We start from the raw sequence: 25,438 nt of genomic DNA on the forward strand, positions 1-25,438 counted from the left end.
AAACTACATCTTTCTTTCTGACGACTAAATCTTTCTACTCCAAAATGGAGGGATGAGAGGTTCTCCTTTCAAAAGAACAAACTTCGCATCTTTGAATCAAACTACATCTTTCAACTCCGGGAGAACGGCTAAAAACATTATGCTTTTATCTCCCGCGCTTGATCTCTTTCTCTACCTACTTCATCTTCGTCACTACTTAGTATCTTTCTCTTTTCCTACACATCTTCAACACTTGATCGTATCTTTCTACTCCAAATCTGCAATTGCGGCTACGCAAGGCTCCTACCTCCTGCGTCGCACGAAGGACAGTATTCACATGATTCGAATCAAAACTTCGCTATTGATTCGAAACAATTCTATTGTTAGCAGTTAAGCACTGCTTGACATTATTTTGCGGACGATCACCTGACGCAGAACAGGTTTTATTAACCTGAGCTACAGCTTGCCCATAACAAGATGGCTTGTCGACAGTGGGTATCGTCGTGTATTGATGACAACTGTAAGGTATATCTGCTGCTGATCTTTTGCATGTAAAGATCGAAGCATTGACCCGTTACGGCCGCAGTATATCTGCTACGCTTAATCATCTTTTCCTCCAAGAAAAGCGCGAGTATAGCGTTCTTTTACACAAACTAAGATTCAGTTGTCTAGATGGGATTCATCTTCGCCAAAAGATGTCCTCACCTCCGTACTGCTTTGCCTAGCAGGATCAGTGCTAGAACGGGAGCGATACTAGCACATGATTTTCAGGCCACAACAGGGGGGTTTCCCGTACTTCTAAAAAAATAATCGATACTTAACAATGACTTTTCGAATATCAAAACAGCATAGAAATTGCAGGAACGTCGTTTGCTACTCTGCATGCGATACAAATCACGCAACGAAGAACAACCAATAGCCAATCGCAAATACCGCAACATCAACAATTGCATGGCTTACATATCCCGGCCAAATTGACTCGTATTTCATGTACATAACAGACCAGATGGCCCCGCCGCTCGCGATGCCGACACAGCAAAGTAGATTGATTGGTAACGAGAAATATATACTAAGCGCGAGATAGTGATGAATTGTAAACGCGATCGCACTCAATATCACAGCTACAATTGGATTAAAAATCACTTCAAATTTCTTGTAGACAAACCATCGCCACACATACTCTTCCACGAGCGAATTGAATGAAATCCAATATATTGCACCAATCAAATATTTCGTCTGGCTATCTAAACCGATCTTCTCTGCCATTAATTGTATGCGGGATATATCAATCCAATTTGTACTAAGCCACCAGTAGATCACAGCAATAAGGATACTTATACCCACTCCCCAAACAGCTCCAACAAATAGCTTACTTTCTTTAACAGGCGAGAAGCTCACTGGTTGTCTATCTAGAAGCAGATGCCATGTCGCGGGCAGTAGTAATATCCAGACTTTAGTCACTACAAACATGAGCTGGCCAATCGTTGTGCCGGGCATCATCATCATTGCGATATATACGCCCAGTGATGGCACGGGTACAAGCAAACACAAAGCTAATATCGCTTTAAATTTTAGTTGCGTGTTTGTAGACATTTTAGAGTTACCTCGAACAAATCTATTGTAATTCGCGTATTTTAAATGAATCCATTAACAAATAACACATCCGAGGTTTGCTATGGCAACATCGTTGCGTAGTTATCGTAAATTCGGCCTGATCGCATCGGCCGGGGCCGCTGTAGCATTGGCGGATTTCTTATTTTACAAACATTCAATTGGATGGACATCTGGAATATATGCAATATTCCTATCTATGCTTATCTATTTTCATGGCAAACAAAGATGTCTTCAATGGCAAAACATCATTATTTTCTCATGCCTAATTTACTTGGCGATCTCTTTAGTTTTACTGCCTTCAATAATGACGCTTTCATTGTTCTCAATCACAATCATCACATACTGCATTTCAAGTCGAAGCTATTGGCCAAAAACACTACCCCAAATCGTTCGATCTTGGCTCATATTCATCAACATAACATTCAATACTTGGCTTTGCTCGATACCAATATTGAAGACTCCTATGCGACGAGGAATTTTTCAGTATAAACCACACATAAAACTCATCCCTTGGCTTATTCCAATCTTTTTTGGTGCAATGTTTATAGCATTATTTATCAATGCGAATCCAATATATGAAAAAATGTACGATATCATTGAAGGATATATCTATGGCTTTTTTATTGATGCGATCCAATATATAACGCCCATACGAATACTGTTTTGGATCATGGTTTGGATGATTACTTATCCACTTTTTTCTGTTCGTATTTTGAAGCGAAAGAACATCGCCAAAGCCAAAGATCAAGGGGAAATAACTGATGGGAAAAATTCATTCTTACTAAAAACAAACGTATTGTTGGTTTGCCTTGTACTCTTTAATCTAATCTTTTTATTACAAACGATATGTGATATCCAATACCTGTGGAATAGTAACGAATTGCCAGAAGGAATGACGTATGCCAATTATGCACATAGAGGAGCATATCCACTTGTTTTCACAGCGTTATTGGCTGGTCTTTTTGTTATGTTTTCATATCGACGAGGTTTACAATCCCAACAAATTACGACACACAAAATCATTCTACTGTTCTTGTACCTTTGGATATTTCAGAATGTTTTTCTAATAATTAATGCTGGTTACAGATTGGCTTTATATGTAAATGCATATTCGCTCACAAGATGGCGTATTGCAGCAGCTCTATGGATGCTTCTAGTAACACTTGGGCTTATTACACTCATTTACAAAATCATGAATAACAAAAGTAATTACTGGCTAACAGGAAAATGCGTCTGGTATTTTTACTTCTTATTATTGCTGATATCACCCGTAAATATTGATCGTTATATTGCAATGTACAATGTCAATACATGCAGTGAGATCACGGGTAAAAACGCAAATATTGATATTGGGTATTTGACATCTTTAGGGATACATGCGCTGCCTGCGATGCAATGGCTAGCAAACCAATCAAGTGACCCAAAGATACGCGTAACGTTGCAAGCCAGCATTAATAAGCAAAGTGAAAATTTAATCAATTCATTAGCGGATTGGCGTACATGGTCTTACTATAAACAGCAGATTCTTAATACTACTCGCATTCAATTACCTAGCGATATCGACAGGATGACTACGGCTGATTACGATGGAATAGTAAATTCAGAGCAAGCTATGCATAGGCATGAAGGTGACTAAAAAGTACGACCCGGGCAGAGGATACGCCGGGTCGCACTCGATCAGGGGTCTAAATATATCTATTCTAACGGCCAGATGACTTGACCATTTTTTGTTTGATTTCTACGTAATTTCTAGGAGTTTTCCGTTTTTTGTGATGCTTGCCTGGAATAGGTTTATGAATGATCGCTTCCGGGGAGAACATCTCATATACTCCAGATTCCTGCTGAATATGACCATTGAATTCAGTAAAAACGCGCGGCTGGTTATTGAGTGTATTGAAGAGCCGTTGTGATTGTCGAAGTGAGTGGTTGTAGTCAATGCCGCCTGTCTTGTTCCAAACTCGCTTGCCGAGCAAAACATCTGTTGGATCCACAAAAACTGTAATACTGCCTTGCCTAACTTCAACTAAATTAGGCCATGTTGGTTGTTTAGCAATGCCGTTGCTGACAAGGGAAGAACGATCGACGATCTTTCTTTGCACAACGCGCGTCGTCTGAACAGGTTGATTCGTTGAATAATACTTGGGGTAATACTCAACCGCACGGCTAGGCACAGTTTGTACTTGTGGCTGGGACAATTCATTACGAAACGTGAAAACACGTGACGCATCGGTTGAGAGCTGCGCGTAAAGATTGCCTGCGGATAATCCAACAGCCATGATTGCAATACAAATTATTTTAGACCATGCCATAACGCTTCTCCTTTGCCGACAATCAATGGCGGTGTTGCCAGATACATCCCTGGTACCTGTTAGAGATCGTTTGATCCCTACCCTTGGTGCTGCGGATCAGGCAGCGGCGTATGAGTCCATGAGCAATGAGGCGAAGAATGCGCTGGCTCGGCTCCACATGGCGTCTCACTTCCTCGCGGGCGACAGTTGAACCAGCTCATCTTCAAGTCCTGGCGCTCTAATTTTGGATTAGAGCAAATCGGGTCTCAATCAAATACTAGGCGGCTCACAGATCGAACAAGGCGTCTCACTTCCTTCGGGCGACGGCTGCATGCCAACGAGTATTTGATCCTACTTGTCAATCCCCTACCCTTGCCTCTTCTAGGCCCCTAACGCCTCTCTCTTACCCCTCCCCGATCTCTTTTCCATTTTTATCAGGCGTCTCACTTCCTGATTTTCACTTAACCGCGTCTCAAGTCAGTTAAGTTCCGGGCGATGATTCATGTATTGGCAACTGCCGTGCCACATGCCAAAACCATCAAACATTAACCACAAACACATTAGCATCAGCCACTTATGAATCGCCCCACGTTTTCGATTGCTATTTCACCCTGCGCCCGGATGATGCATCCCTGCAACATACGCCAACGTGATGATGTATGAATTACGCAACACGTACATTTTTTTCAACATTCTTACCGATTACCCCCTTGTGCATGAGATAGAGCGAACGATAATGCCCTGCTTTACAGTTGGATAATTCGAGGTTTAGCCTCAAGGAAGTGCGTTGTGCCCCTCCAGACGATTAACACGGCTGATCATACGCTTCGACGTGGTGAGCTACGGGAAAAACTTGTTCGGATTAACTATGCATGGATCCCTGGCTCATTGTGGCTTTGGACGATTACCGGTGCTGCGCTTGTTCGCTATGCTCAGGGATTAGGAATGCCGGCAAGCTACTTCGGCATACTTGCGGCTCTGCCTTTCATTGGCAATATCATGCAGTTGCCAGCTTCATATTTTCTTGAGCAGCATTCATTAAGACAAAAAACAACGCTCTACGGCATCTTCCTGTCGCGGATTTGCTGGATATTGATCGGACTCGTGCCTTGGATCTTGCCTAAGGAAATGACATGGCCCGCGATGCTGATACTCGTTGGCGTCTCATGGCTTACACTGCATTTTGGCGTGCCTGGTTGGATCTCATGGATGGCGGATCTGATGCCCAGCCGAATTCGTGGACGTTTCATCGGTAAACGCCGATTGCTTTCACAAATTGTTGGTGTTGCATCTTCATTGATGGTCGGGGAAATGCTTGACCTTGTAGAGCGGGCCAATAATGAACCGCAAATATTGCTGAAGGTTCTTTCTGCTGTTTTTGTAATCGCAGGTCTGTGTGGCGTTCTAGAAGCAATTGGGTACCTACGTCAGTTTACGCCGGACCGCCCTAAGCCCATCACACAAACAAGTTGGTTAAAATCTCTGCATAAGCCATTAACAACGAGAGGATTCAGGCCATATATTCTGTTTAATGTTGTTCATACGCTTGGATTCGCTTCGGTTTCTCAGTACATCTGGCTTTATGTTTTTGATCGCCTCGAATTCAGTAACCGTGGTGCAAACTTCCTTTTAGTAACAATTCCTTTGCTTTTAGGTTCTGTTGGGTTTGTGTATTGGGGGCGTATGATCGATCGCGTGGGCAAAAAGCCTGTACTTTTGGTCACAGGCATTATTGCGACGTTGACCACAATCGGCTGGCTCTTCTGTGATAGAACGGGATATGGACTTGGCTATGCGCTTGTGATCATTAGCGTCATCACATGGCCAGGCGTTGATCTATCAAACTTCAACATCCTCATTGGCATTGCCGGTAATCCAAAGGACGGTTCAGTATTCGTAGCAGTTAACTCTGTGTCGGTAGCAATCGCCGGGGCTATTTCAGGCGTCAGTGCTGCGATAATCGCATGGCAATTTAAGGATTTCACATTTACGATCCCGCAGATTTCTGATCAACCTTACGATTACATCGCCGTGCTACTGATACTTTCAACTGCTCTTAGACTTGTCTCGTTTGTATTCGTTTTCTTTATTGAAGAGCCAAAAGCCAGTCCAACTCGCGATGCAATCCGGTTCATGACAACCTCGATTTATTCCAATATCAGGCAAGCAGCACTCATGCCTACAAGAGCTGTAGGCTCCTTATCAAAACGCACATATATCCTGACTCAAAAACATGATAAACCCTGAGTTATAGATACGTCCGATTGACTTATCGCGGTTTTATTCAGCAATTTCAATTCAAATTCACGACGATACACATGGTGTTTCGCTGTGGTTTTACATCACGAATTTGATGATGACAAGAAAAGCAGGAGTCTGTATATGCGTAGGACAAAATCATGTGGCCGAGCCTTGTGTACATTTATGGCAGTTATCACACTCAGCGCGTGCGCCTCGACAGATTCGATGGATGAAGATCCAAAAGAGCAAACAACGCGCGATCCAAATCAAATCCATCCTGTGGTTTTCAAACAGTTCACGGATGAAGTCGCTGAAGAGTTAAAGACACAAATCAACGAAGCGCCGCTAGTTACAGACTCAGAGAATAGTTTTGTAATCGTATTCGAACAATTCATCAATAAAACTGAAACAATTCCGCTAAACGATTTTGAATATTTCACAAAAAGATTACGGACAGATCTAGATGACCCGTTCTCTAAAAACAAGGTCACGTTCGCAGATAAAATGCCCACATCAGTTCAGATAAAAGATACAACCATTTACTCACTCAATTGCGAGCTATCTCGAACACGTTATGTGAAAACCAATCTTTACTTTTTAAAGTATCAGCTTGTTGACCCTCAAACCAAAGAAACTGTTTTCACTGGACAAACCATAAACCAGAAAATCAATACTCGGTAACCAATAATTAGCGATTCGCAAACTTTCTCAATATATGATTCATACTTAATCATGAAGAAACACATCTACATCATCATTGCTGCCTTTACTTTGCTAACAATTCTTGTGTTAGCCAGTGCTTGTGAATCACAACAAAACCATCAGAGCGCGTCGTTGCAACAACTTTCAGAACAGTCATATCCGAAAATTGAATTACAAGGTGATTTTCCAGTTAAGGTTGTCTATGGCATGCCATCGGTCCAATCATCACCCTATAAAATGATGAAAGTGTCTGTGCCAATACGTTTAACCACTGACAAGCAGCTCGCGGTTAAGTATCGTTACATTTTTTATGATAGTGCTAATTCACGAATCGAACCTGTAAGCGATTGGCGAGAACGAACACTTTTTAATAATAACACCTATCTTTCAGGATCAACTGAAAACCCGACCGCTTCCGATTGGCGACTTGAAATCAAACCTACTGATCTGACTTATGCTCGCTAATTTCGCATAACCCGATTCAGGTCAATCGAATTACAAACAGATACGCGACATGTTTGGCTCACAGCCAACCGCATCTGTATTCACACGAAATACTGCCCCCGCATTCACACCAGCCCAATCATCTAAATGACCACCTGCACTGGTCACGAACATATCTTTGTACCCTTGCCCGCCAAAGCACACACTGGATACCTGAGCTGCGGGCAATTCGACCTTCTCTTTCATTTGCCCATCCGGCCCATACCGATACACCCCCCAACCATCCCACCGCGCACTCCAAACATCACCCGACTTATCAACCGTCAACCCATCTGGAACACCTTCTCCTTCAGGCACCTCCACAAAAACCCCCCGCCCATGTAAACCGCCATGGCTTTGATCATATTGATATGACCAAATTGTTCGCATCTCGCTATCTGTGTAATACATCATCTTCTGATCTAACGTCAGATCCATGCCATTTGAACACGCGACCCCGCCTAACACTTCGTGCCAATCCCCGCCCACATCAAGCCGAATCAGCCGCCCCATCAGCCCACTACCACAGACAGTCCCTGCATAGACACGCCCCATCGGATCAGCACACACATCATTAAACCGTTCATTTGCATGTCCCGGAATCTGATCGATCACCGTTCCGCTTTCATGACCATCCTGCCACACCACCACATTCCCATTATCACGAAACAGTAACAACGAGCCATCCGCCTGAACCGTGAATCCGCCCACCTTGCGGCCTTCATATACCACTTCGGCTTCACAACCTTCCACCCATCGCCACAACCGTCCTAACTCAATATCCGTCCAGTACAATGCTTGCTCGTGTGGGTGCCACACCGGCCCTTCACCCAAGACACACCTCACATCAGCAATAATATCGTATCGTTCCGCTTGCATGCGACGCACACCCTTGATTAGCATAAATCATTCAATACAATAAAGTTACAGTTAATACCATACATACATTCCCCCAACCTCTCCCCAGCTTCTATCGGCAACCTGTACTTGATTTGGAAAATACTTCATTTCCAGCTACACTATCCGACTCGAAACGCAACAATATATGCGTCTAAACACAATAATCCACAACCAGAGGTTGAAGATGTACGCAATCATCGAAGACAGCGGCACACAGATCAAAGTTTCCGAAGGCACAGTCATCAAGATCGACAAGCGCGAGCTTGCTGATGATGCTTCCTCCGTCACTTTCGACAAGGTTATCTTCGTCGGCGGCGAAGGCGAAGCTAAAATCGGTGCTCCTCTTCTCGAAGGTGCTTCAGTTGAAGCTGACATCCTCGAAGAAGGCCGCGACGATAAAATTAACATCGTTAAATTCAAGCGTCGTAAGGGCTATCACCGTAACAACGGCCACCGTCAGTCCTACATCAAGGTACGCGTCACTAAAATTAGTGCGTAAGACGGCCCTCGGAAGTGTGACCACTTCCAATCGAATGTACGAAGTACATTCTTAGAATTGCCAAACGAACGGCAGCCTTCTTGGTTGCCGTTTTCTCATGCGCATATATTGCCCAATACTCTACCCCCCCACAAACCCCGCCAAATCTAGATTACGTCACCACCAAAACAAGTCACAGCCAAGCCCCCTCATCATCATCATACTCATCATCCACACCGCCCTGCTCCATGGCACTTACACCATATGTCAGTGGGACGCGCATCATATCGCTTAAGCCAATGGCCATCTTATTGGCTTTTTCTCTCACTTCTTCCCAATTACCAGCTTCCCCCTCTTCAAATCGCTGTACCTCGACATACCTCCCATTAAGCATCACCGCCACAGCCCAACGCTCAGTCCGATCAGCCCCCTTCCCAAATCCATCATCAATCAGCTTCACACCATCCACACATTCAAACCCCATCTTCTTCGTCCACAAAACTAGCAGCCCAAACAACAACCACTTCCATCTCACCTCCCGATTCACGCGATCAATCTCAATCTGCTGATACACCGCACTGATCACTAGCATCGCGCTCACGACCAACCATGCCACGACTAATTCCCCATCACTGATGTAAATCCATCTCGCCCATAATCCAAACCCCGCCCCGATCGCAATACACAGCAAAACCATTCTCCCCCACCATCGCCCAACTCTGACCTTCAAGCAGTCCGTTTCTTCTTGCTCCACGCTCATTCCCCAATAATTTTCACAAGTACGCGTTTACGTCTTTTGCCGTCAAATTCACCATAAAAAATTTGTTCCCATGGCCCAAAATCCAATCGACCATCTGTAATCGCCACAACGACTTCACGCCCCATAATCTGTCGCTTCATGTGCGCATCCGCATTATCCTCGCCCGTTCTGTTGTGATGATACACATCTCCACTCGCATTAAACGGAGCCAACTTCTCCAGCCATTCCTCATAATCATGAAGAAGCCCACCTTCATCATCGTTTATAAACACACTCGCGGTAATGTGCATCGCGTTCACAAGCACAAGTCCATTCATCACGCCTGATTGCTGAATTAAATCCTCAACCTCACCCGTGATATTCACAAATCCTCTACGGCCAGGAATGTTAAACCACAATTCTTTTCGCAAATGTTTCATACTTTGCTCATCCTAATTGCTGATTAGCTCTGCATCATCTTCCTCCCACATCATACCCGACCCGACCATTCACTTCATCAATATCAGAGCAAAAAAGCGATCCACTCTCGTGGACCGCTTGCCAATCTCTAGCTTGTCAATATCGTTTTAGTTCAAGAAATCAAACGGCGATGAACTCACCTCTTCCTTTTCCTTTTCGACAGCTTCAACACCAAACTCGATCGAAGGCTCACCCACCGTTTCCGGATAACGCATACGATGCTTTATGCCATGCTGGATGGGTGCCCCCAGCCAATCACGCATCTGCACATAATGGGCTTCGGTAAACAAATCTGGCTTTTCATCTGTGATCATCCGCATTTCCATCACACTTCGCCATTTGAATAGCTGCCAGTCAACACCCTCCATAAAGCCGTCATCCACCCACTCCCAGGCCTGCTCATCAGCATCAATGAACATCCGCATCATGTCAGCTGTCGCTTCACCTGAAGGGAAATGCGTCTTTCTAAACGACCGTTGATTCATCCGCTTAATTGTCTCTGGATCCTTCTCATACATCAAAATCAGAATCGCATTTTGCACAGGCACATGGTCAGCTGCCACCGCACCTGCCCTACCCAAATTACGCTGAACGAATGTGCAAATACGAGCAACATTCTTCACGTACTCTACTGCCTCACGATGCCCCATGCCGAATAGTTTTCTTGCTGCGACATATTTTGCAAAACTCGGTGGACGTTTAATCTTACGAGGCAAAGTACCAAAACGACCTCGGTCAACACCGTGCACAACACCCTTCAAAAACTCAAGCGATATTTGTTCATCAACACGCCCCCAGGCTTCTCCTGCTGCATACGGTGCCGCTTCGAAATCTTTGCTTAATTGCGTGAAGTAATCCAGCCCTGAACCTTCTCCCTGATACCCCGGCAAAACCGTTGTCAAAACAATATCACGCTCACTCTGACGCGGCGAACCTCGCAACTTCATTCTACTATCAATCTCAATCAATTGGCCTCTTACATAAACACGCCCCAAATCTTCATCCGATTTCAAGCGGTCAATTAGTGTCTGATACCCCATCTGGAAACCTTTGAAGTCAGCCTCGACGTACGACGCGTACTTCGCCACCCAATCGTCCAGCAGCAAACTACACTCACCGCCAACAAACGGCTTCACACGTAACAATGGATCGTTCTCATCACGCACACCAAGCGCCTGTTGGCACGATAACGCCGCCGGCCGCTCTGCACCCAATCCAATAAATTCGCCAACATAAACCTCGCCATCCAACCCCATTGGAATCTGCACACCCCCCATTTGCGCCCATACCTGATGCAGACGCCCCATCATTTTCTCTTTACCTATCAGCACCGAATCTTCTCGATCACGAGTCTGCTTACTCACCTGCAACCCACGGACCCATTCACCCAACACATTCATTGCCCCCTCATCGATCACATTAATACGTTTCTCGCCGATCACCTCACCCGTCGAGACATCGATGCCTCGCATCGTGATACCAGCTTCTCCCGCATCATCCAACCATACACGCCCTGTCAGCATCAGCGTACCCTGCCCCGGCAACCCTGTAGATTCACGAAGGTTACTCACGTTCACACCATCCAACACTTCAAATAGCTTGCCTTCTAACTCAGCAGCCAAACGATCCGCACCATAGTATTTACGCATCTGGTCAGCCATCACAATCGGCCCAACCAACGCGTGCACAGGCCGACCTTTCGCATCGGCCACCCCACTAAACGCGCCACTACGCTTCAATGGACTCACATACTTCTTCACCGCCAAAGCCAACTCGGTTAAGGATAATTCGCCGACCTTCGCCTCATATAGCTTTCGCTTCCCGCCGCTCATAAAATCCTTCACCCATAGCGCTACGCGTGTTCCATCGACACGTGATTCATCAACAAACACAAATTCCAAATGTGCAGGCAACCCCTGCCATTCATCCCGCTCCTTCACACCATTGCGTGACATCGCATCATAGAACAAACCAACCCGTGTGCGATCTAAAATCTGAACATTGCCTTCTTTACGAAGCACTTCAGAGATCGCATCTAAACCATTGATTGTTTCCATGGATGAGCCGGAATACACCAACTCTGATTGACCAAGCACAATATTAAGCGCCGCCAATCCTTGCTCTGCTTTCACCCAATCGCTTTCAACCCTCGGCCTGTACGCAACCAACACCGGCAACTCACCAACATCTGCCACCCAAGCATTCGATTTCACCAACCCATCATCATTCGGCGAGCCAATCGGAACAACCACAACCTCATATCGATAACGACCATTCACTTCGACCTGTGTATCGCGATACTCGCTCACATTTATGTTCAATACATCCAGTAATTTTCGCTCGCCCCGACCACTTACGCGATACACCGCATAACCCATCGGATCAGCATATGCACTTGCAGTTGCCGCAACCGATGCTCCATCCCAACTTAATTTCACTTCATCCTCATAAGGCACCACCGTCATATCCGTCGGCTGTCCCGCATACGCAATACTCACCTCATGCAAATCACCCGAAACTTTTGGCTTAAACATAATCCCGCGACTCAACAAGTTACCTCGCATATCGCGGCGTTGCTCAACCGTAAGGTTCTCAAACTCACGTACGTTTGGCACCATATCCACCACATCATCACCGTCACCATATACAGGCAACAAACCGACCGGCGACAAGTCACTCTCCCCATCAACCCGCCTGATCAATTCCTCATTCGACGCAACCTGCCAATTTACCAAACCCGTATCCGTGATATCAGCCCCAACAGGCATCACGCACGACATCATCACACGCATCGGTGCACCCAATTTCGTATCGGGCAACATCTCACTGATCCCCTCTCGGCTTGCCACACGGTGAATCAACACATGATCCCAGCCCGGCATATCCAAATACACCTTCACCGTCATTTCACCAGACTCAACGCCTTCTGCCATCGGATTCCACTTCACACGTCCGGCCTTCACCAAAGGCATACGCACGACAGGAAATTCACCCACAGGCGAATCGATCACGCGCTTACCCTCACGGTCCAATACCACCAACCGGTAGTAAACAAAGTTACCGACCTTTTCCTCGTCCATAAACGAGTTGTCTTTCATTTCAAAGACCAGCTCGCCCGTAACATGATTCATCTTTCCCACTGGCCGCTTATCAACCTGTACATAATCACCGTCTTTCGTCAGTGACCGATACAACACACCACGTATATTCCCTTTAAAAGCCTCACGATCTGACTTTGATGGTGTCACGCGCATCTCAAAACCATACTGCCTGCCGCGATCCTGCCATTTCGCAAAAACTTCACCACCAGCCACAGACAACTCGCTCAACATCGCGTCTTCCGCTACCTCCCATTTCTCATCTTCATCGCTAATCGTTTTCCCAATAATGTCGATCGGCTGCGCATCCTTCGGCCCATCCGCAACCGTACCACCAACATCACTACTATCCCCCAATGTCTGCCATACCAAATAACCGCCGCCAACAACACCGATACAAATCACAGCCAGAGCAACCCCCAACCCCAAAGTAAATTTCCCCTTCTTACCCTTCTGTAGTTCCTCACCCGCATACATCCCATACAACCGCTCCATGCGCGATTGCATCTCATCGTGCGTTTGCCCAGCACCTTGCACACCCAAATCCTCAGCCTTCAGTCCGCGACGCGCACCAATACCGCTGCTACCTGTCCCGCCTGCACCCGGGAACCCTTCCTGTCCCTGCCCTTGATCTTGACTCGGCTGGCCACCAGCCATACCACCCGGCATCAAACCGCTGGCTTCACCACCGATCTGTCCCTGATTATCTTGATTTGCATTCGGACTAAACAAATCCCCACCTAATAGCGCACCATTGCCTATCCCCGCGGCTCCTGATGAATCATCAGCCTTCATAGGCTCCGCCTTCAAAGCCTCACCACACGAACGACACTTGACTGTTTGGCCCTGCAATACAGCTGGCAAATCAAAAATTGTCAAACAATGCTCACATTGAACTTTAATCTTCATTATTATCTCACCCGCAGAATTAATCCTCGGTATCCGTACACATCACACGCCTGAAACAATAGCTTTCCCGGCATCAAAACGATTCATTGCTGTCTTTTCACAAGGCCCAGCCACACGTTTAGACGTACCTAACTCAGAATATGTTCAACAAATTCTCAGATATATCGCTCAAGCGACGCGCTGACCTATCAAATATCACAGCAGCATTAACCGCATCATATCAATGCGGTCCCCCTCGAAACACACCTCCATACCCCCAAAACTTCTCGTCATATCCTACCTGATTCAAACTACTTTGGGCAGTCACGATCACCGCTTTCTCCTATCTTTGCACTTTTCACTTGCATATTCCTCAATCGAGCTTCTCCTAACTAACGCTAAACAAACAAACTGCTACATTAAACATCATTTACGCAATCAGTTACGCCACTCAATTCTTAAAATCACCTCACAACAACGCACACCTCAACATAAATTATTCACACTCATGTTCAATACATAATTACCAATTGTGCAAACATCCAACCCGCATTTCGCACTTTCTGGAGCGATAAATGTCTATTAACACCTTCACGCCAACCCCTGCAGACAAATTCACCTTCGGCCTCTGGACACTCGGCAACACCGGCCGGGATCCTTTCGGCGAACCCACACGCTCGCCCCTCACTCCCGCCCAAATCGTCGATGCCATCGGCCAAGCCGGCGGCGCCTTTGGCGTCAATTTCCACGACAACGACCTCATCCCCTTGGATGCATCCGATCAAGCATCTGCACAAATCAAATCTGATTTCCGCAAAGCGCTCCGCCGCAACAAACTAAAAATACCCATGGCCACCACCAACCTCTTCTCTGACCCTGTTTTCAAAGACGGCGCGTTCACCTCCAACGATGCCGACATCCGCGCATACGCCATCCAAAAAACGATGCGTGCCATGCAACTCGGCGCTGAGTTCGGCGCAAAAATCTACGTCATGTGGGGCGGACGTGAAGGCACCGAATCCGATGCCACCAAAGACCCTATCCTCGCCGTCAAACGCTACCGCAAGGCCATCAACTTCCTCTGTAAATACAACCTCGACCAAAACTTTGGCTTCAAGTTCGCCCTCGAAGCCAAAGCAAACGAACCCCGCGGCCACATCTATTTCGCCGTCACCGGTTCATACCTCGGCTTCATCGAAACACTCGACCATCCCAAAATGGTCGGCGTCAACCCAGAGTTCGCACACGAAAACATGGTCGGCTTAAATTTCGTCCACCACGTCGCACAAGCCATCGAACACAAGAAACTCTTCCATATCGATCTCAATGACCAGGTCATGTGCCGTTACGACCAAGATTTCCGCTTCGCAAGCAACAGCTACAAACAAGCCTTTTTCCTCGTCAAACTGCTCACCGACACACAATACCGCGGCTTCAAACACTTTGACTCACACGCATACCGACAATCCGATCATCAAGACGTCATCGAATTCGCCAAAGGCTCCATGCGTTCATACAAAATACTTGAATACAAAACCGACCAATTCAACAAAGACAAGCAAATCCAAAAATTAGTAAAACTCATCAACCGTGACAACCGCAAACTCACCTCGCTAACGAATAAATTTACTAAAAAGAACGCAGCACAACTCCTCGCCACAAACTTCAACCGCCACAAACTCGCAGAACGCCGCCTTCCTTACGAAGAACTCGACCAGCTCACATTCGACCTCCTCATGGGCGTTCGTTAAGAAAGGCCACAATGCCATATCCCTACTTAGAGCAGTTCGTATAATGATTTGCTGTATAAGCAGAAACACCATCAACAGTAGATTCACTTCAATAAGCATTCAATTACGTTACGACCAACTGGTCAACACGGAAAGTATTTACGAAAAACGCTCTAAACTATACGAATTTATCATTTTTATTTATACTAGCCCTCAATATCGAGACATAGGCAATTCAAATCTCAGCCATTCATCATCTCGGATTTAACCAAACGTTAAAGCGAAACAACTTATCTTGTAAGCAGTCTCGCATGTATTCACAATTTTTTTCTGGTAAGGCATCAAATCATGATAAACAATCGCATCTTTAATTGGCTCGCTATCTGCTTCTGTGCAGCCATCCTTCTTTTACAAACAGGATGTGCAACCATCATCAGTGGCACAACCCAAGACATTACCATCTCCACCGAGCCAAGCGGCGCAATTCTTAACGTCAACGGCATGACACTCGAATCCCCCGCAACCGTCACGCTCAGCAGGAAAAACAACCACGTTGTTGAAGTCACAAAACCCGGCTACCAAACCACACAAGTAAACATCGAAAAAGGACTCAACGGTTGGGTCTTCGGTAACATCGTCTTCGGCGGCATTATCGGCGGCGTCGTAGATATCGCCACCGGCAGCATCAACAACCTCAACCCCGGTGATATCCATCTCAATCTCGCCAAATCAGGCATGAACAGCGAGGTCATGGTCTGGGACGCAAAGTCACTCAAGGCAGAAGCCAAAAAGCAAAAAGATCTATCAAAAGAATAGACGCTCTCAAATAATTCGGATTCCAACCAAGGCTTCCTGGCAAAGGAAGCCTTTTTATATACATACATCGCCGATTTCATCTAAGTAAAAACGCTACAAAACCACGTCATACCATCTCATGTCATATCTCGATTCCTTGCCTAGAATTGCCTGTCAATTTGAAGCGAACATGTGTCATATTCACTAAAAACTAAATCACTTAGAGAGTGCTCACTCGCTCTTCACAACGGAGAATGACACCCCGCAACGCTTCTGACAATAGGTCTGGCAGAGGTATGAGTATTGAAATCTGATTCTAATCAATTCATCGATTTGAAGCGGCAATCTCGCTCGCACACTCCTCGTCCGCGCTCACGCCACATCGCCTTTATCCACTGCGAATGCATCTTCCGTATCCTTCTTCTAGCACTGTTTATTCTTGTCGGATACATGATCTACAACATGCTCTATACCATTCAAAAGGATACGGGCAGTATCGCACTCTCATATCTCAATGACCTCGGCGTCAACCTGCGAGATCAAATCCACGACGAAATCGATCCCGCTTTACTCCGCACCCGCATGTTTGCCATCGACGACGTTATCATCAACGGCCTTCGTCAAGATAACATGGGCGAACTTGTTATGCGTGCAAACAAGCTCATCCAAATGACAATGGACATCGACGCACTCACCATCTTCAACCGACAAGGCAAACTCATTGCGATCAATACTGTGGATCACATGGGCAATCCATACCCAAATCAAGAAGAAATCAATCGCCTCTACTCACTCATGCAAGAACCAGCAGACAACATTAAAGGCTGCTTGCAAAACGATCTTGTTAAAGAGCAAATCGAATTCCAATTCTCTTGTCGCGTCGTCCCAGCACTATTCGACACCCAAGGACTCTCCATCGCCATTAGTGTTCCTGTGATAGACCCTGAAACCAATCAACGCATCGGCGTCATCTCCACACGCTTACGCTTTGAACGTATCAACAAAAAAGTGCTCGCCGAAAACTTTCTCCGTGAAGGCAACTCCGTCTATTTCGTCACCGACGACGGACGTTATTTCTCTGACTCCATCCAATCCGGCAAATCAATCCCGCCTGTCTCCGGCAAGCAACTCAAAGAAATGATCCAACCCCTCGTACAGGGTGATGCCAACGACCTGCTCGCTAAAACTGATAAATACTACCTCAACATTTTCTCTCTCAGCAGCCCTGGCGAAACCATCGGCTCAAACATGCATGTCATGCTCGTTGCTCAAGATCGCTGGCTCGATCAAGAACGCTCGCGCGTCGCACTCCTCAACCTCATCATGACACTCACCCTCCTTCTCCTCGCCGGCCTCGTCGCGCTCCAACTCTGGAACCGCGCCAAACAAAAGCGTACAGAATTACAACTCATTGATGCCCGCAACCAGGCCGAGGGAGCCTCCGACGCTAAATCTGAATTCCTCGCCAACATGTCACACGAAATCCGCACACCCATGACCGCCATCCTTGGCTACGCGGACACCCTCGAAGAGGAACAAGACCGCAACAATACGCTCAACGCAATCTCTGCCATCCACCGCAACGGCGAACATCTACTCCGCATCATCAACGACATTCTCGACCTCTCGAAAATCGAGGTCGGCAAACTCGGCCTTCTCGAAGAATCCATGTCCCCCGTCATGATTCTCGGTGAAATCCTTTCGCTGATGCGTCCCCGCGCGACTGAAAAAAATCTCACCCTTGAAGCAAACGTCATCGGCAGAGTCCCCGAACGTATCAACTCCGATGCCACACGCATCCGACAAATCCTCATCAACCTGGTCTCAAATGCCATCAAATTTACCCATGAGGGCAACATCACCATCACCTGCCAATACACCGATTGGCAACCATGGAAAACAAACGAATCTGCTGGCGGTATGCTCCAATATCAAGTCACAGACACCGGTATCGGCATCGATGACCTCACCAAAGAACGAATCTTCGAACCCTTCAATCAGGGCGATAACTCCCCAACCAGACTCGTCGGTGGCACAGGCCTTGGACTCACCATCACCAAACGCCTCTGTGAACTCCTCGGCGGTTCGCTACAACTCACCAGTGAAAAAGGCCGCGGTTCCACCTTCTCCGTCAATATCCCACTCCAAGGCAAAGGCTATCGCCTCGTCGAATGGCCCAGCATCTCACAACTCGCCGACACGCACACTGAAGCCTCTCAGCCACCTCCACCAAACGCCAATATCTCCCTCCAAAAACGCCACATCCTCCTCGCAGAGGATGCCACCGATAACCGTAAACTCATCTCATACCTACTCGAAAAAGCAGGCGCCACCGTCACGACCGTCGAAAACGGACAAGAAGCCCTCGACACAATTAAAAACCTCAGCAGCACAACACACCACTACGACCTTATCATCATGGACATGCAAATGCCCGTGATGGATGGCTTCACCGCAACCCGTGAAATCCGTAATCTCGGCTACAAATTCCCCATCCTCGGCCTCACCGCACATGCGCTCGAAGGCGACCGTGAACAATGTATCGCCTCCGGCTGCGATGAATACGCCACCAAGCCCATCGATCGACACGGCCTCATCGAACTTTGCGCTCATATCATCAATCTACACAATCAAAACGATTCGCCATAAGCCCACCCTTTCTTCGCTCTCACTCCTCACTCCAAGCAAAAAAAAACACCCCCTTAACGCTCTCACATCTCATTTCCCGTCTCAATAACCAAACCACACACAACATAACCAAAAATTAGTACGATAAATTGAGCCATACTCCCCTCAATGCGCGATAGATATTCATATATCCCGACTACCACGCCTCTCATGCGCCTCTTCCTCAGAAATACCTCAAAAAAATAGGCAAGGCGGGTGAGCTGGGGGGTGTGAGATCCGTCCATGTGGATTATCATGGGTGCATAATTTCAGGCACACCGTTTTACTTCCGATGTGGGTATGGATTGGGTGTATTAAATCGACTCCCCCAAACACTTTTCCCAACGCTCTTCGCAGCGATCCTCATGCCCCGCAGACGCTCTCAATCGTGTTCACAGCCTGGTCAGTGGTTTAACGGAACACTGCGGAAAAGTACAAAACGGGGAAAAGTAAATGGTTCGGGAGAGGGTTTACGTGCAGACGCCGACACGCGCGACTGCTTAATTAGTGATGGATAACAGCTACACAATGCGAACTGCAGGGATGTGACTGATGAAAAAACCAATTGTTTTAAGCGCAACCGCTTTCTTGACCGCAATCGCGACTAGCCAGCTCCTATATGCCCAGGCCTCACCAACCGTCGGCACAATCGACCCCGAAACCGGCGCCCTCCCAACATTCCAACAAATGTTCATGTTCTCGCCATACATCAACGGCGCCATCGCGGCTCTCTCCGTCATTGCCGTTCTCCTCTTCGTGGTCTACCTCCTCTCCATCAGCCAACGAACCATGGCCCCCACCGACTTCCTCGAAGAAGTCAAAAAACTCGTACTCGCCAAAAAGTATGAAGCAGCCACCGACCTCTGCCGCGCCAATCGCAACCTCTTCGTCGCGACTGTCATCCAACGTTGCTGTGAACACGCCGGTAAAGACCAGGGCGTCATCATGGACATGATCGAAACCGAAGGCAAACGCCGCGCTGACATGCTTTGGAATCGCATCAGCTACCTCGCTGACATCGCCAACGTCGCACCCATGCTCGGTCTCCTCGGCACAGTCGTCGGCATGATCACCGCATTCTTCGGCCTCGAAGAGCAAACCGGCTCCATCAACTCAACCATCCTCGCAGCCGGTGTCGGCCAAGCCATGGCAACCACCATGTTCGGCCTCGTCGTCGGCATCGCCGCCACCATCTTCTACACCATCGTCAAGGGCCGCGCAACCCGCACACTCGCCGAAGCCGAACAAGCAATCCACACCGTCGCAGACCACATCAAGCCTGAACTTCAAACAGCATCAGCCTCATCAACTCCGAAGAAATCGCCTCGTCGTAAATCAAACGAGGAGGATGCCTAATGGGATTCGCTTCAGAAAGCCGCGAACGCGCTAAACCCGTCGTGCCACTTGCTGGCATGGTCGACATCCTCTTCCTGCTGCTCATCTTCTTCATGACCGCAAGCACACTCCGCGATCAAGAACTCCAGATGCAAATCGCCCTACCCGGCTCAGAAAACTCACAACTCACCGCAAATCTCGACGCCATGCAGACCAGCATCACCGTCGATAAATTCAACAACATCTTCCTCGGTCAGCGCCAAGTCACCATGCCCGAGCTACGTGATGTCCTCTCGCAACTCGCCAAAGACTACCCCAACGAAACGCTCGTCATCCGTGGCGATCGCGAATCTTCCTATGGCACCGCAATCGAAATTATCGACCTCGCCCAAGCACTTGGCATCAACGACGTCCGCGCCGCAGAAGTCAAAAAAGCCTCAGCAATCTCAAGCCTCGAATAACGCACCCAACCACCTATTCACTGATTAATACAAAAACTCAACAACGCATCAACAACGGAATGTAAGTAACCCTCAACAGGGGGGGGATGATACGGGAGTCGATGTGAATAATCGAAGCACACAACCTGGGATAACAATGATGAGCGGTTCTCACCGTGAGCGCTCTGCCGCTAACTTCTGTTACAGGCTACGAACCATTTTGCGCACCTCTCTCATCGCAACCTGCCTCTCCGCAACACTCTTCGCAACCCCTGCCCTACTCCATGCGCAAAGCAGTGCCGAACTACAACAATTCCGCTTCGCCTATAAACTCATGCAACGCGGCGAAACCGATCTCGCCGAAGAAGCATTTGACCAATACATCGACGAATTCCCCCAAGGCGACAAACTCGGCGACGCCATGTACTACCGCGCCGTCCTCTTCCAACACGAAGGTAAATCCGCCGAAGCCGCACGCGTACTCTCACGCATCGAAACGACAAAACTTGTCCCAGAAGGCGCCGTCAATCTCCTCAAAGGCCAAGTCATGCTCGATCAAAAGTGGTATGACGATGCACTCGCCACACTCGAAAAAGTCAATGTCGCAAAACTAAAACCCGGCGCAGCCGCAGCTGCCCTCTACCTCAAAGGCCGCGCCTACCGCGGCGCCGGCAACATGCAGGCCGCAGCCGAAGCACTCCGCCAATGCGCCAACCTCGAATCTAAAGTTCAAGTCCGCGCCATGATCGAGCTCTCACGTGTCCTCGTGAAACTCGACCAAACCCCCGAAGCAATTACCACACTCGAACAATCACTCGCGCTCAACTCAATGGAATACGAAGCCGAAGCCGCACGCATGGCCGGCGACCTCTCCTACCGCATCGGTAACTACGACCAAGCTGTCGGCTTCTACGATCTCGTACTCAAAGAACACCAAACCTCCGACCAGTTCGGCCCATCCGTTCTCGGCATGCTCTGGTCTCACCACGCCGCAGGACGATACGAACTCGTACTTAAAAAACTAGAATCCACCAAAGACCTGCTCTCCGAAGCAGACCTCGGTGAAGCCTACTATGTCGCAGGCGCATCCTCCGCCGCCGCCGACCATCACGAGCAAGCCGTCCAACTTCTCGACCATGCCCTCACCCTCGTCGGCAAAGGCATCATGGAAGAAAAAGTCCTCTACCGACTTGCCGTCAGTCAATTCGAACTCGGTTGGCTCGGCGAAATGAAAACGACCGTCGCCAAACTCAAAGCCTCCTACAAAGACTCCGACCTACTCACCGATGCCATGTACCTCATCGCCGTCGCTGAAGCCGAGCAAGGCGACGCCGCCGCAGGTGCCGCCAAACTGACCGAAATGATCGATAAGGGCGACACCAACCCCTACTACCATCAAGCCGTCCTTCGTCGCGCTCGCCTCTACGAAACCAACAACGAACTCGATGCCGCCTCCGCCGACTACAAACGCTACGTCCAAGCCGGCAGCCTCGACAACCCCGCCGTCATGCGAGCCGCCCTCAAATACGTTGACCTGCGTTATCAACTCGAAGACTACGCCGAAGCCGAAGCCGTCACTCAATCCATGCTCGACCTCCGCTTCACCGACGACACCACCCCCGCCATGACCCTCGAACCCGCCATTGAGCAAGAAGCCATGTTCCGCCTCATGCTCGCTCAAATCAAACTCAGCAAACTCCAAGACGCCATCAACACACTCAACAATCTCGAGTCTAACCATCCGCTGCACGCCTACCGAACCTACGGCACATACTACCGCGGCCTCCTTCTCATGAGCACTGGCCAAAAAACCGAAGCCATCGAACCACTCAAAAAAGCTTCCAGCTTCGAAACGCTCCCTACAGAACTCCGCACCAATGCCCTGCGACTCCTCGGCGTCTACTACCGGCAACTCGAAGAAACCGACGCCGCCACCCAAACACTCGCTTCCATCGAATCTCTCACAGGCAAAGATTCTCTTCAGGAAGATGAGCTCCTATTCCTTGCTGAAGAACTCCAAGATGCCGCACGACAAGACACCAACAAACGCGAACGCGCACTCAGCTACCTCAATCTCCTAATCACCTCTGGCGAATCAGACCAATCACAAATCTCTGGAGGCGCCATGGCCCGTGCCCTCTACATGCGTGGGCAAATCCACCAAGACGCCGGCGAACTCAACGAAGCCAAAGACTCCTTCGCCTACGTCATCGCACTCGGCAAAGGCTATGACCTCGACGCACAAATTGATCTTGCCGTTGTCACCGCCGAACAAGGCCAATGGGAAAAAGCACTCTCTGAACTCAAAGATCTACGCTCCAGCGAAGCCTCACACATCGCCGCTAAATCACTCCTCGAATCCGCACGCATTTGGCGTAAAATCGCCCAACAAAGACTCCTCGACGACCAACCCGTCTCAGCACGCGATGCCCGCCGTGAAGCCGAAAAACTCCTCAAACGCATGGTTCTTCTCTACCCATATCAAGAACTCAATCCACTCCCACAACAAGGCTACATCGAACTCGCTTCCGTCGTCAGGATGCTCGAAAACCCAGACGGCGAACGCGAATTACTATCTGAAGTCGCTGAAAAATATCCCGAATCTGAATACGCAACCTACGCCAAAGCGCTCCTCGCCGAACGCCTCGGCAAGCTCGGCGACGCGCAAGTCTTCACCGCAAGAATTGCAAACACATCCGACCCATACCTCGCCGCTAGAGTCCAACTTCTCACAGGTCGACTGGGGGCACTACGATGAGAAAACACAAACCCTACAACCCATCACTCCTCACACGCCTACCCGCACTCGCACTCATCATCGGCATCATCGCCACACTCACACTTCACCTCGGCGCAGCGCTCTACTACTTCGACAGCCCACTCGGCTTCGTCGACCCCGCACTCCTCAACTCCGTCAACGGCCCCGTCCGCATCAAACGCGCATCCTTCGACAAACTCATCGACGACTACACCGCTGGCGGTCAATCCAACAACCCCGGCCTAAACGACGCGCCAACCGACCTCTCCTCGCAAGGCCAAGAACTCCTCGACAACGCGCAAATCAAAATCAACGAAACCATCGAACAGCTCGACATGCAGCTCCGCACCCCCGACGATGACAACCTCCGCATCGACGAGCAACCCATCGAACTACCCACCTTCGAACTTCCTAATGATGTATTAGAAATCAACGATCAACTCATCGCCGATGCTGGCTTCACCGATATCGAAGACACCCAATTCGGCGCCGAAGATATCAATACACAATCCTCGCAGTCATACGCACAATCCATGCTCTCCTCCATCTCCGGCGACGGCGCACTTGGCATCGGGCCCGGCAACGGCGGCATCGGCGACAACACCGGTTACAAACGTATCGGCCCTGCAAAACAAGTCACCGCCGAACGCAACACCGCCATTGATTCCGTCGCAGACTCATTCTCCGATCGCTCCTCAAACGCAACCGACATCCCCATCGATATGCTCATCGAAGCTCCCTTCGAGATCGACGACCCCAACGAACTCGCCATCTTCCAAAACGCCAAAGCGCTCGACACCGACTTCGATTACCTCCTCACCCGCTACGATGGCAAAAACGAAAAATCATACTTCCAAGTCGAAGTCTCAGCTCTTCGCACACTCAAAAAACTCCCCACGATGAAGAAAGACCTCGTCTTCCTCGTCGACACCTCATCCTCAATAGACCAAGAATGGGTCAACCAGGTCATGCGTGGCATCAAGCCCTCACTCCGCATGATGAACCCCGGCGACCGCTTCAATATCGTTCTCTTCAACGAACGCATCCGCTTCTTCTCACGTACCGGCACAGTCGACGCCACGCCCCAAAACATCGAACGTGCAGAAAAATTCCTCTGGAAAACCGAATCCAAAGGCGCAACCGATGTCAACGCAGCGCTCAGCCAAATGCTCGCCCGTGACACCGAACCCGACCGCGTCTATAACATCGTCCTCGTCTCCGATGGCATGCCAACCCGAGGTGTCATGGACACCCGCAAACTCATCAACCTCATCACCAAGGACAATGACCTCAACGCATCTATCTACTGCATAGGCATTGGCAACAAACAAAACCGCGAACTGCTCAACTTCCTCGCCTATCGCAACAAAGGCTACTGCCTCTTCGTCGAGCAACGCGGCCTCACCATGGACACCGTACTCGACCTCACCTCACGCCTCCGCTTCCCCATCATCAAAGACCTCAAAGTCAACGTTGCCGGCAAGTCCGTCTCCGAAGTCTACCCCATCAACCTCGCAAACATCCATCAAAACGAGCGATTCTCAATCCTTGGCCGCTTCGCCAAACCAGACAACTTCACCATCCAAGTCCTCGGCTACAACAACGGCCAACCCGTTGATTTCACACTCAACCGCGACCTCCGCAACGCTCGCTATGGCGAAGGACAAATCGCCTACGACTGGGCCTTCTGGAAGCTCCACCATCTCTACTCTGAAATCCTCCGCCAAGGCATGACCAACGACCTCAAACTCCAGATCAACAAACTCCGCAACCGCTTCAAAATGAAGACTGTCTACTAGTTTCCACCCCTCCAAAAAGGCAAT

Annotated in this window: 18 protein-coding genes; 12 read left to right on the forward strand and 6 right to left on the reverse strand. The window is 48.6% G+C overall.

What is annotated here, in order from left to right; all coding sequences use genetic code 11:
• Nucleotides 1-873: 873 nt before the first annotated feature.
• Nucleotides 874-1,572, reverse strand: a complete 699-nt coding sequence (locus tag KS4_RS13820) for a CPBP family intramembrane glutamic endopeptidase (protein WP_145079279.1) — start codon at nt 1,570-1,572, stop codon at nt 874-876.
• Nucleotides 1,573-1,789: 217 nt separating this feature from the next.
• Here KS4_RS13820 and KS4_RS13825 point away from each other — a divergent pair, with 217 nt between their 5' ends.
• Entirely contained in the window at nt 1,790-3,229 is a 1,440-nt protein-coding gene (locus KS4_RS13825) for a DUF4153 domain-containing protein (protein ID WP_390620480.1), read from the forward strand.
• Nucleotides 3,230-3,293: 64 nt separating this feature from the next.
• On the opposite strand, the gene KS4_RS13830 is transcribed toward KS4_RS13825, so the two are convergent.
• On the reverse strand, nt 3,294-3,902 hold the full coding sequence (locus KS4_RS13830; RefSeq protein WP_145079284.1) for a hypothetical protein: 609 nt from the start codon (nt 3,900-3,902) through the stop codon (nt 3,294-3,296).
• A gap of 768 nt (nt 3,903-4,670) precedes the next feature.
• Here KS4_RS13830 and KS4_RS13835 point away from each other — a divergent pair.
• From KS4_RS13835 to KS4_RS13845, 3 genes are all read left to right on the forward strand, one after another.
• Nucleotides 4,671-6,128, forward strand: a complete 1,458-nt coding sequence (locus KS4_RS13835) for an MFS transporter (RefSeq protein WP_200761274.1) — start codon at nt 4,671-4,673, stop codon at nt 6,126-6,128.
• Between the two features lie 135 nt (nt 6,129-6,263).
• Nucleotides 6,264-6,803, forward strand: coding sequence for a hypothetical protein (locus tag KS4_RS13840; protein ID WP_145079290.1), 540 nt, complete (start codon nt 6,264-6,266; stop codon nt 6,801-6,803).
• Nucleotides 6,804-6,854: 51 nt separating this feature from the next.
• A complete protein-coding gene (locus KS4_RS13845; protein WP_145079293.1) occupies nt 6,855-7,289 on the forward strand; it encodes a DUF1425 domain-containing protein in 435 nt (144 codons plus the stop codon).
• Between the two features lie 30 nt (nt 7,290-7,319).
• Here the strand turns inward: KS4_RS13845 and KS4_RS13850 are convergent, their stop codons facing one another.
• Nucleotides 7,320-8,186, reverse strand: coding sequence for an SMP-30/gluconolactonase/LRE family protein (locus tag KS4_RS13850; protein WP_200761275.1), 867 nt, complete (start codon nt 8,184-8,186; stop codon nt 7,320-7,322).
• Nucleotides 8,187-8,391: 205 nt separating this feature from the next.
• Here KS4_RS13850 and rplU point away from each other — a divergent pair, with 205 nt between their 5' ends.
• Nucleotides 8,392-8,706: a 50S ribosomal protein L21 gene (rplU, locus tag KS4_RS13855; RefSeq protein WP_145079300.1), complete on the forward strand. Its 315-nt coding sequence runs from the start codon at nt 8,392-8,394 to the stop codon at nt 8,704-8,706.
• 172 nt (nt 8,707-8,878) lie between these two features.
• On the opposite strand, the gene KS4_RS13860 is transcribed toward rplU, so the two are convergent.
• From KS4_RS13860 to KS4_RS13870, 3 genes are all read right to left on the reverse strand, one after another.
• A complete protein-coding gene (locus KS4_RS13860) occupies nt 8,879-9,445 on the reverse strand; it encodes a hypothetical protein (protein WP_145079303.1) in 567 nt (188 codons plus the stop codon).
• Complete coding sequence (locus KS4_RS13865) at nt 9,442-9,864, reverse strand: secondary thiamine-phosphate synthase enzyme YjbQ (protein WP_145079306.1); 423 nt, start codon at nt 9,862-9,864, stop codon at nt 9,442-9,444. Before KS4_RS13865 ends, KS4_RS13860 begins: the two co-directional genes overlap by 4 nt.
• A gap of 147 nt (nt 9,865-10,011) precedes the next feature.
• Entirely contained in the window at nt 10,012-13,911 is a 3,900-nt protein-coding gene (locus tag KS4_RS13870; RefSeq protein ID WP_145079309.1) for a hypothetical protein, read from the reverse strand.
• Between the two features lie 554 nt (nt 13,912-14,465).
• Between KS4_RS13870 and xylA the strand changes: the two genes are divergently transcribed.
• The 7 genes from xylA (at nt 14,466) to KS4_RS13905 (ending at nt 25,414) form a co-directional block, all read left to right on the forward strand.
• A complete protein-coding gene (gene xylA, locus KS4_RS13875; RefSeq protein WP_145079312.1) occupies nt 14,466-15,641 on the forward strand; it encodes a xylose isomerase in 1,176 nt (391 codons plus the stop codon).
• A 327-nt stretch (nt 15,642-15,968) separates the two neighbouring features.
• Entirely contained in the window at nt 15,969-16,436 is a 468-nt protein-coding gene (locus tag KS4_RS13880; protein ID WP_145079314.1) for a PEGA domain-containing protein, read from the forward strand.
• Nucleotides 16,437-16,877: 441 nt separating this feature from the next.
• On the forward strand, nt 16,878-19,064 hold the full coding sequence (locus tag KS4_RS13885; protein WP_200761276.1) for an ATP-binding protein: 2,187 nt from the start codon (nt 16,878-16,880) through the stop codon (nt 19,062-19,064).
• 570 nt (nt 19,065-19,634) lie between these two features.
• Nucleotides 19,635-20,438 carry a MotA/TolQ/ExbB proton channel family protein gene (locus tag KS4_RS13890; protein ID WP_145079320.1) on the forward strand — a complete coding sequence of 268 codons (804 nt, stop codon included), beginning with the start codon at nt 19,635-19,637 and terminating at the stop codon, nt 20,436-20,438.
• Nucleotides 20,438-20,878 (forward strand): ExbD/TolR family protein, encoded by a 441-nt coding sequence (locus tag KS4_RS13895; RefSeq protein WP_145079323.1) that lies wholly within the window; start codon nt 20,438-20,440, stop codon nt 20,876-20,878. The genes KS4_RS13890 and KS4_RS13895 overlap by 1 nt, the downstream gene beginning before the upstream one ends.
• A 139-nt stretch (nt 20,879-21,017) precedes the next feature.
• Nucleotides 21,018-23,615 (forward strand): tetratricopeptide repeat protein, encoded by a 2,598-nt coding sequence (locus KS4_RS13900; RefSeq protein WP_200761277.1) that lies wholly within the window; start codon nt 21,018-21,020, stop codon nt 23,613-23,615.
• Nucleotides 23,612-25,414: a VWA domain-containing protein gene (locus tag KS4_RS13905; protein WP_145079329.1), complete on the forward strand. Its 1,803-nt coding sequence runs from the start codon at nt 23,612-23,614 to the stop codon at nt 25,412-25,414. The genes KS4_RS13900 and KS4_RS13905 overlap by 4 nt, the downstream gene beginning before the upstream one ends.
• Nucleotides 25,415-25,438: the final 24 nt, after the last annotated feature.

The sequence above is a fragment of the Poriferisphaera corsica genome (assembly GCF_007747445.1).
Taxonomy (GTDB): Bacteria; Planctomycetota; Phycisphaerae; order Phycisphaerales; family Phycisphaeraceae; genus Poriferisphaera; species Poriferisphaera corsica.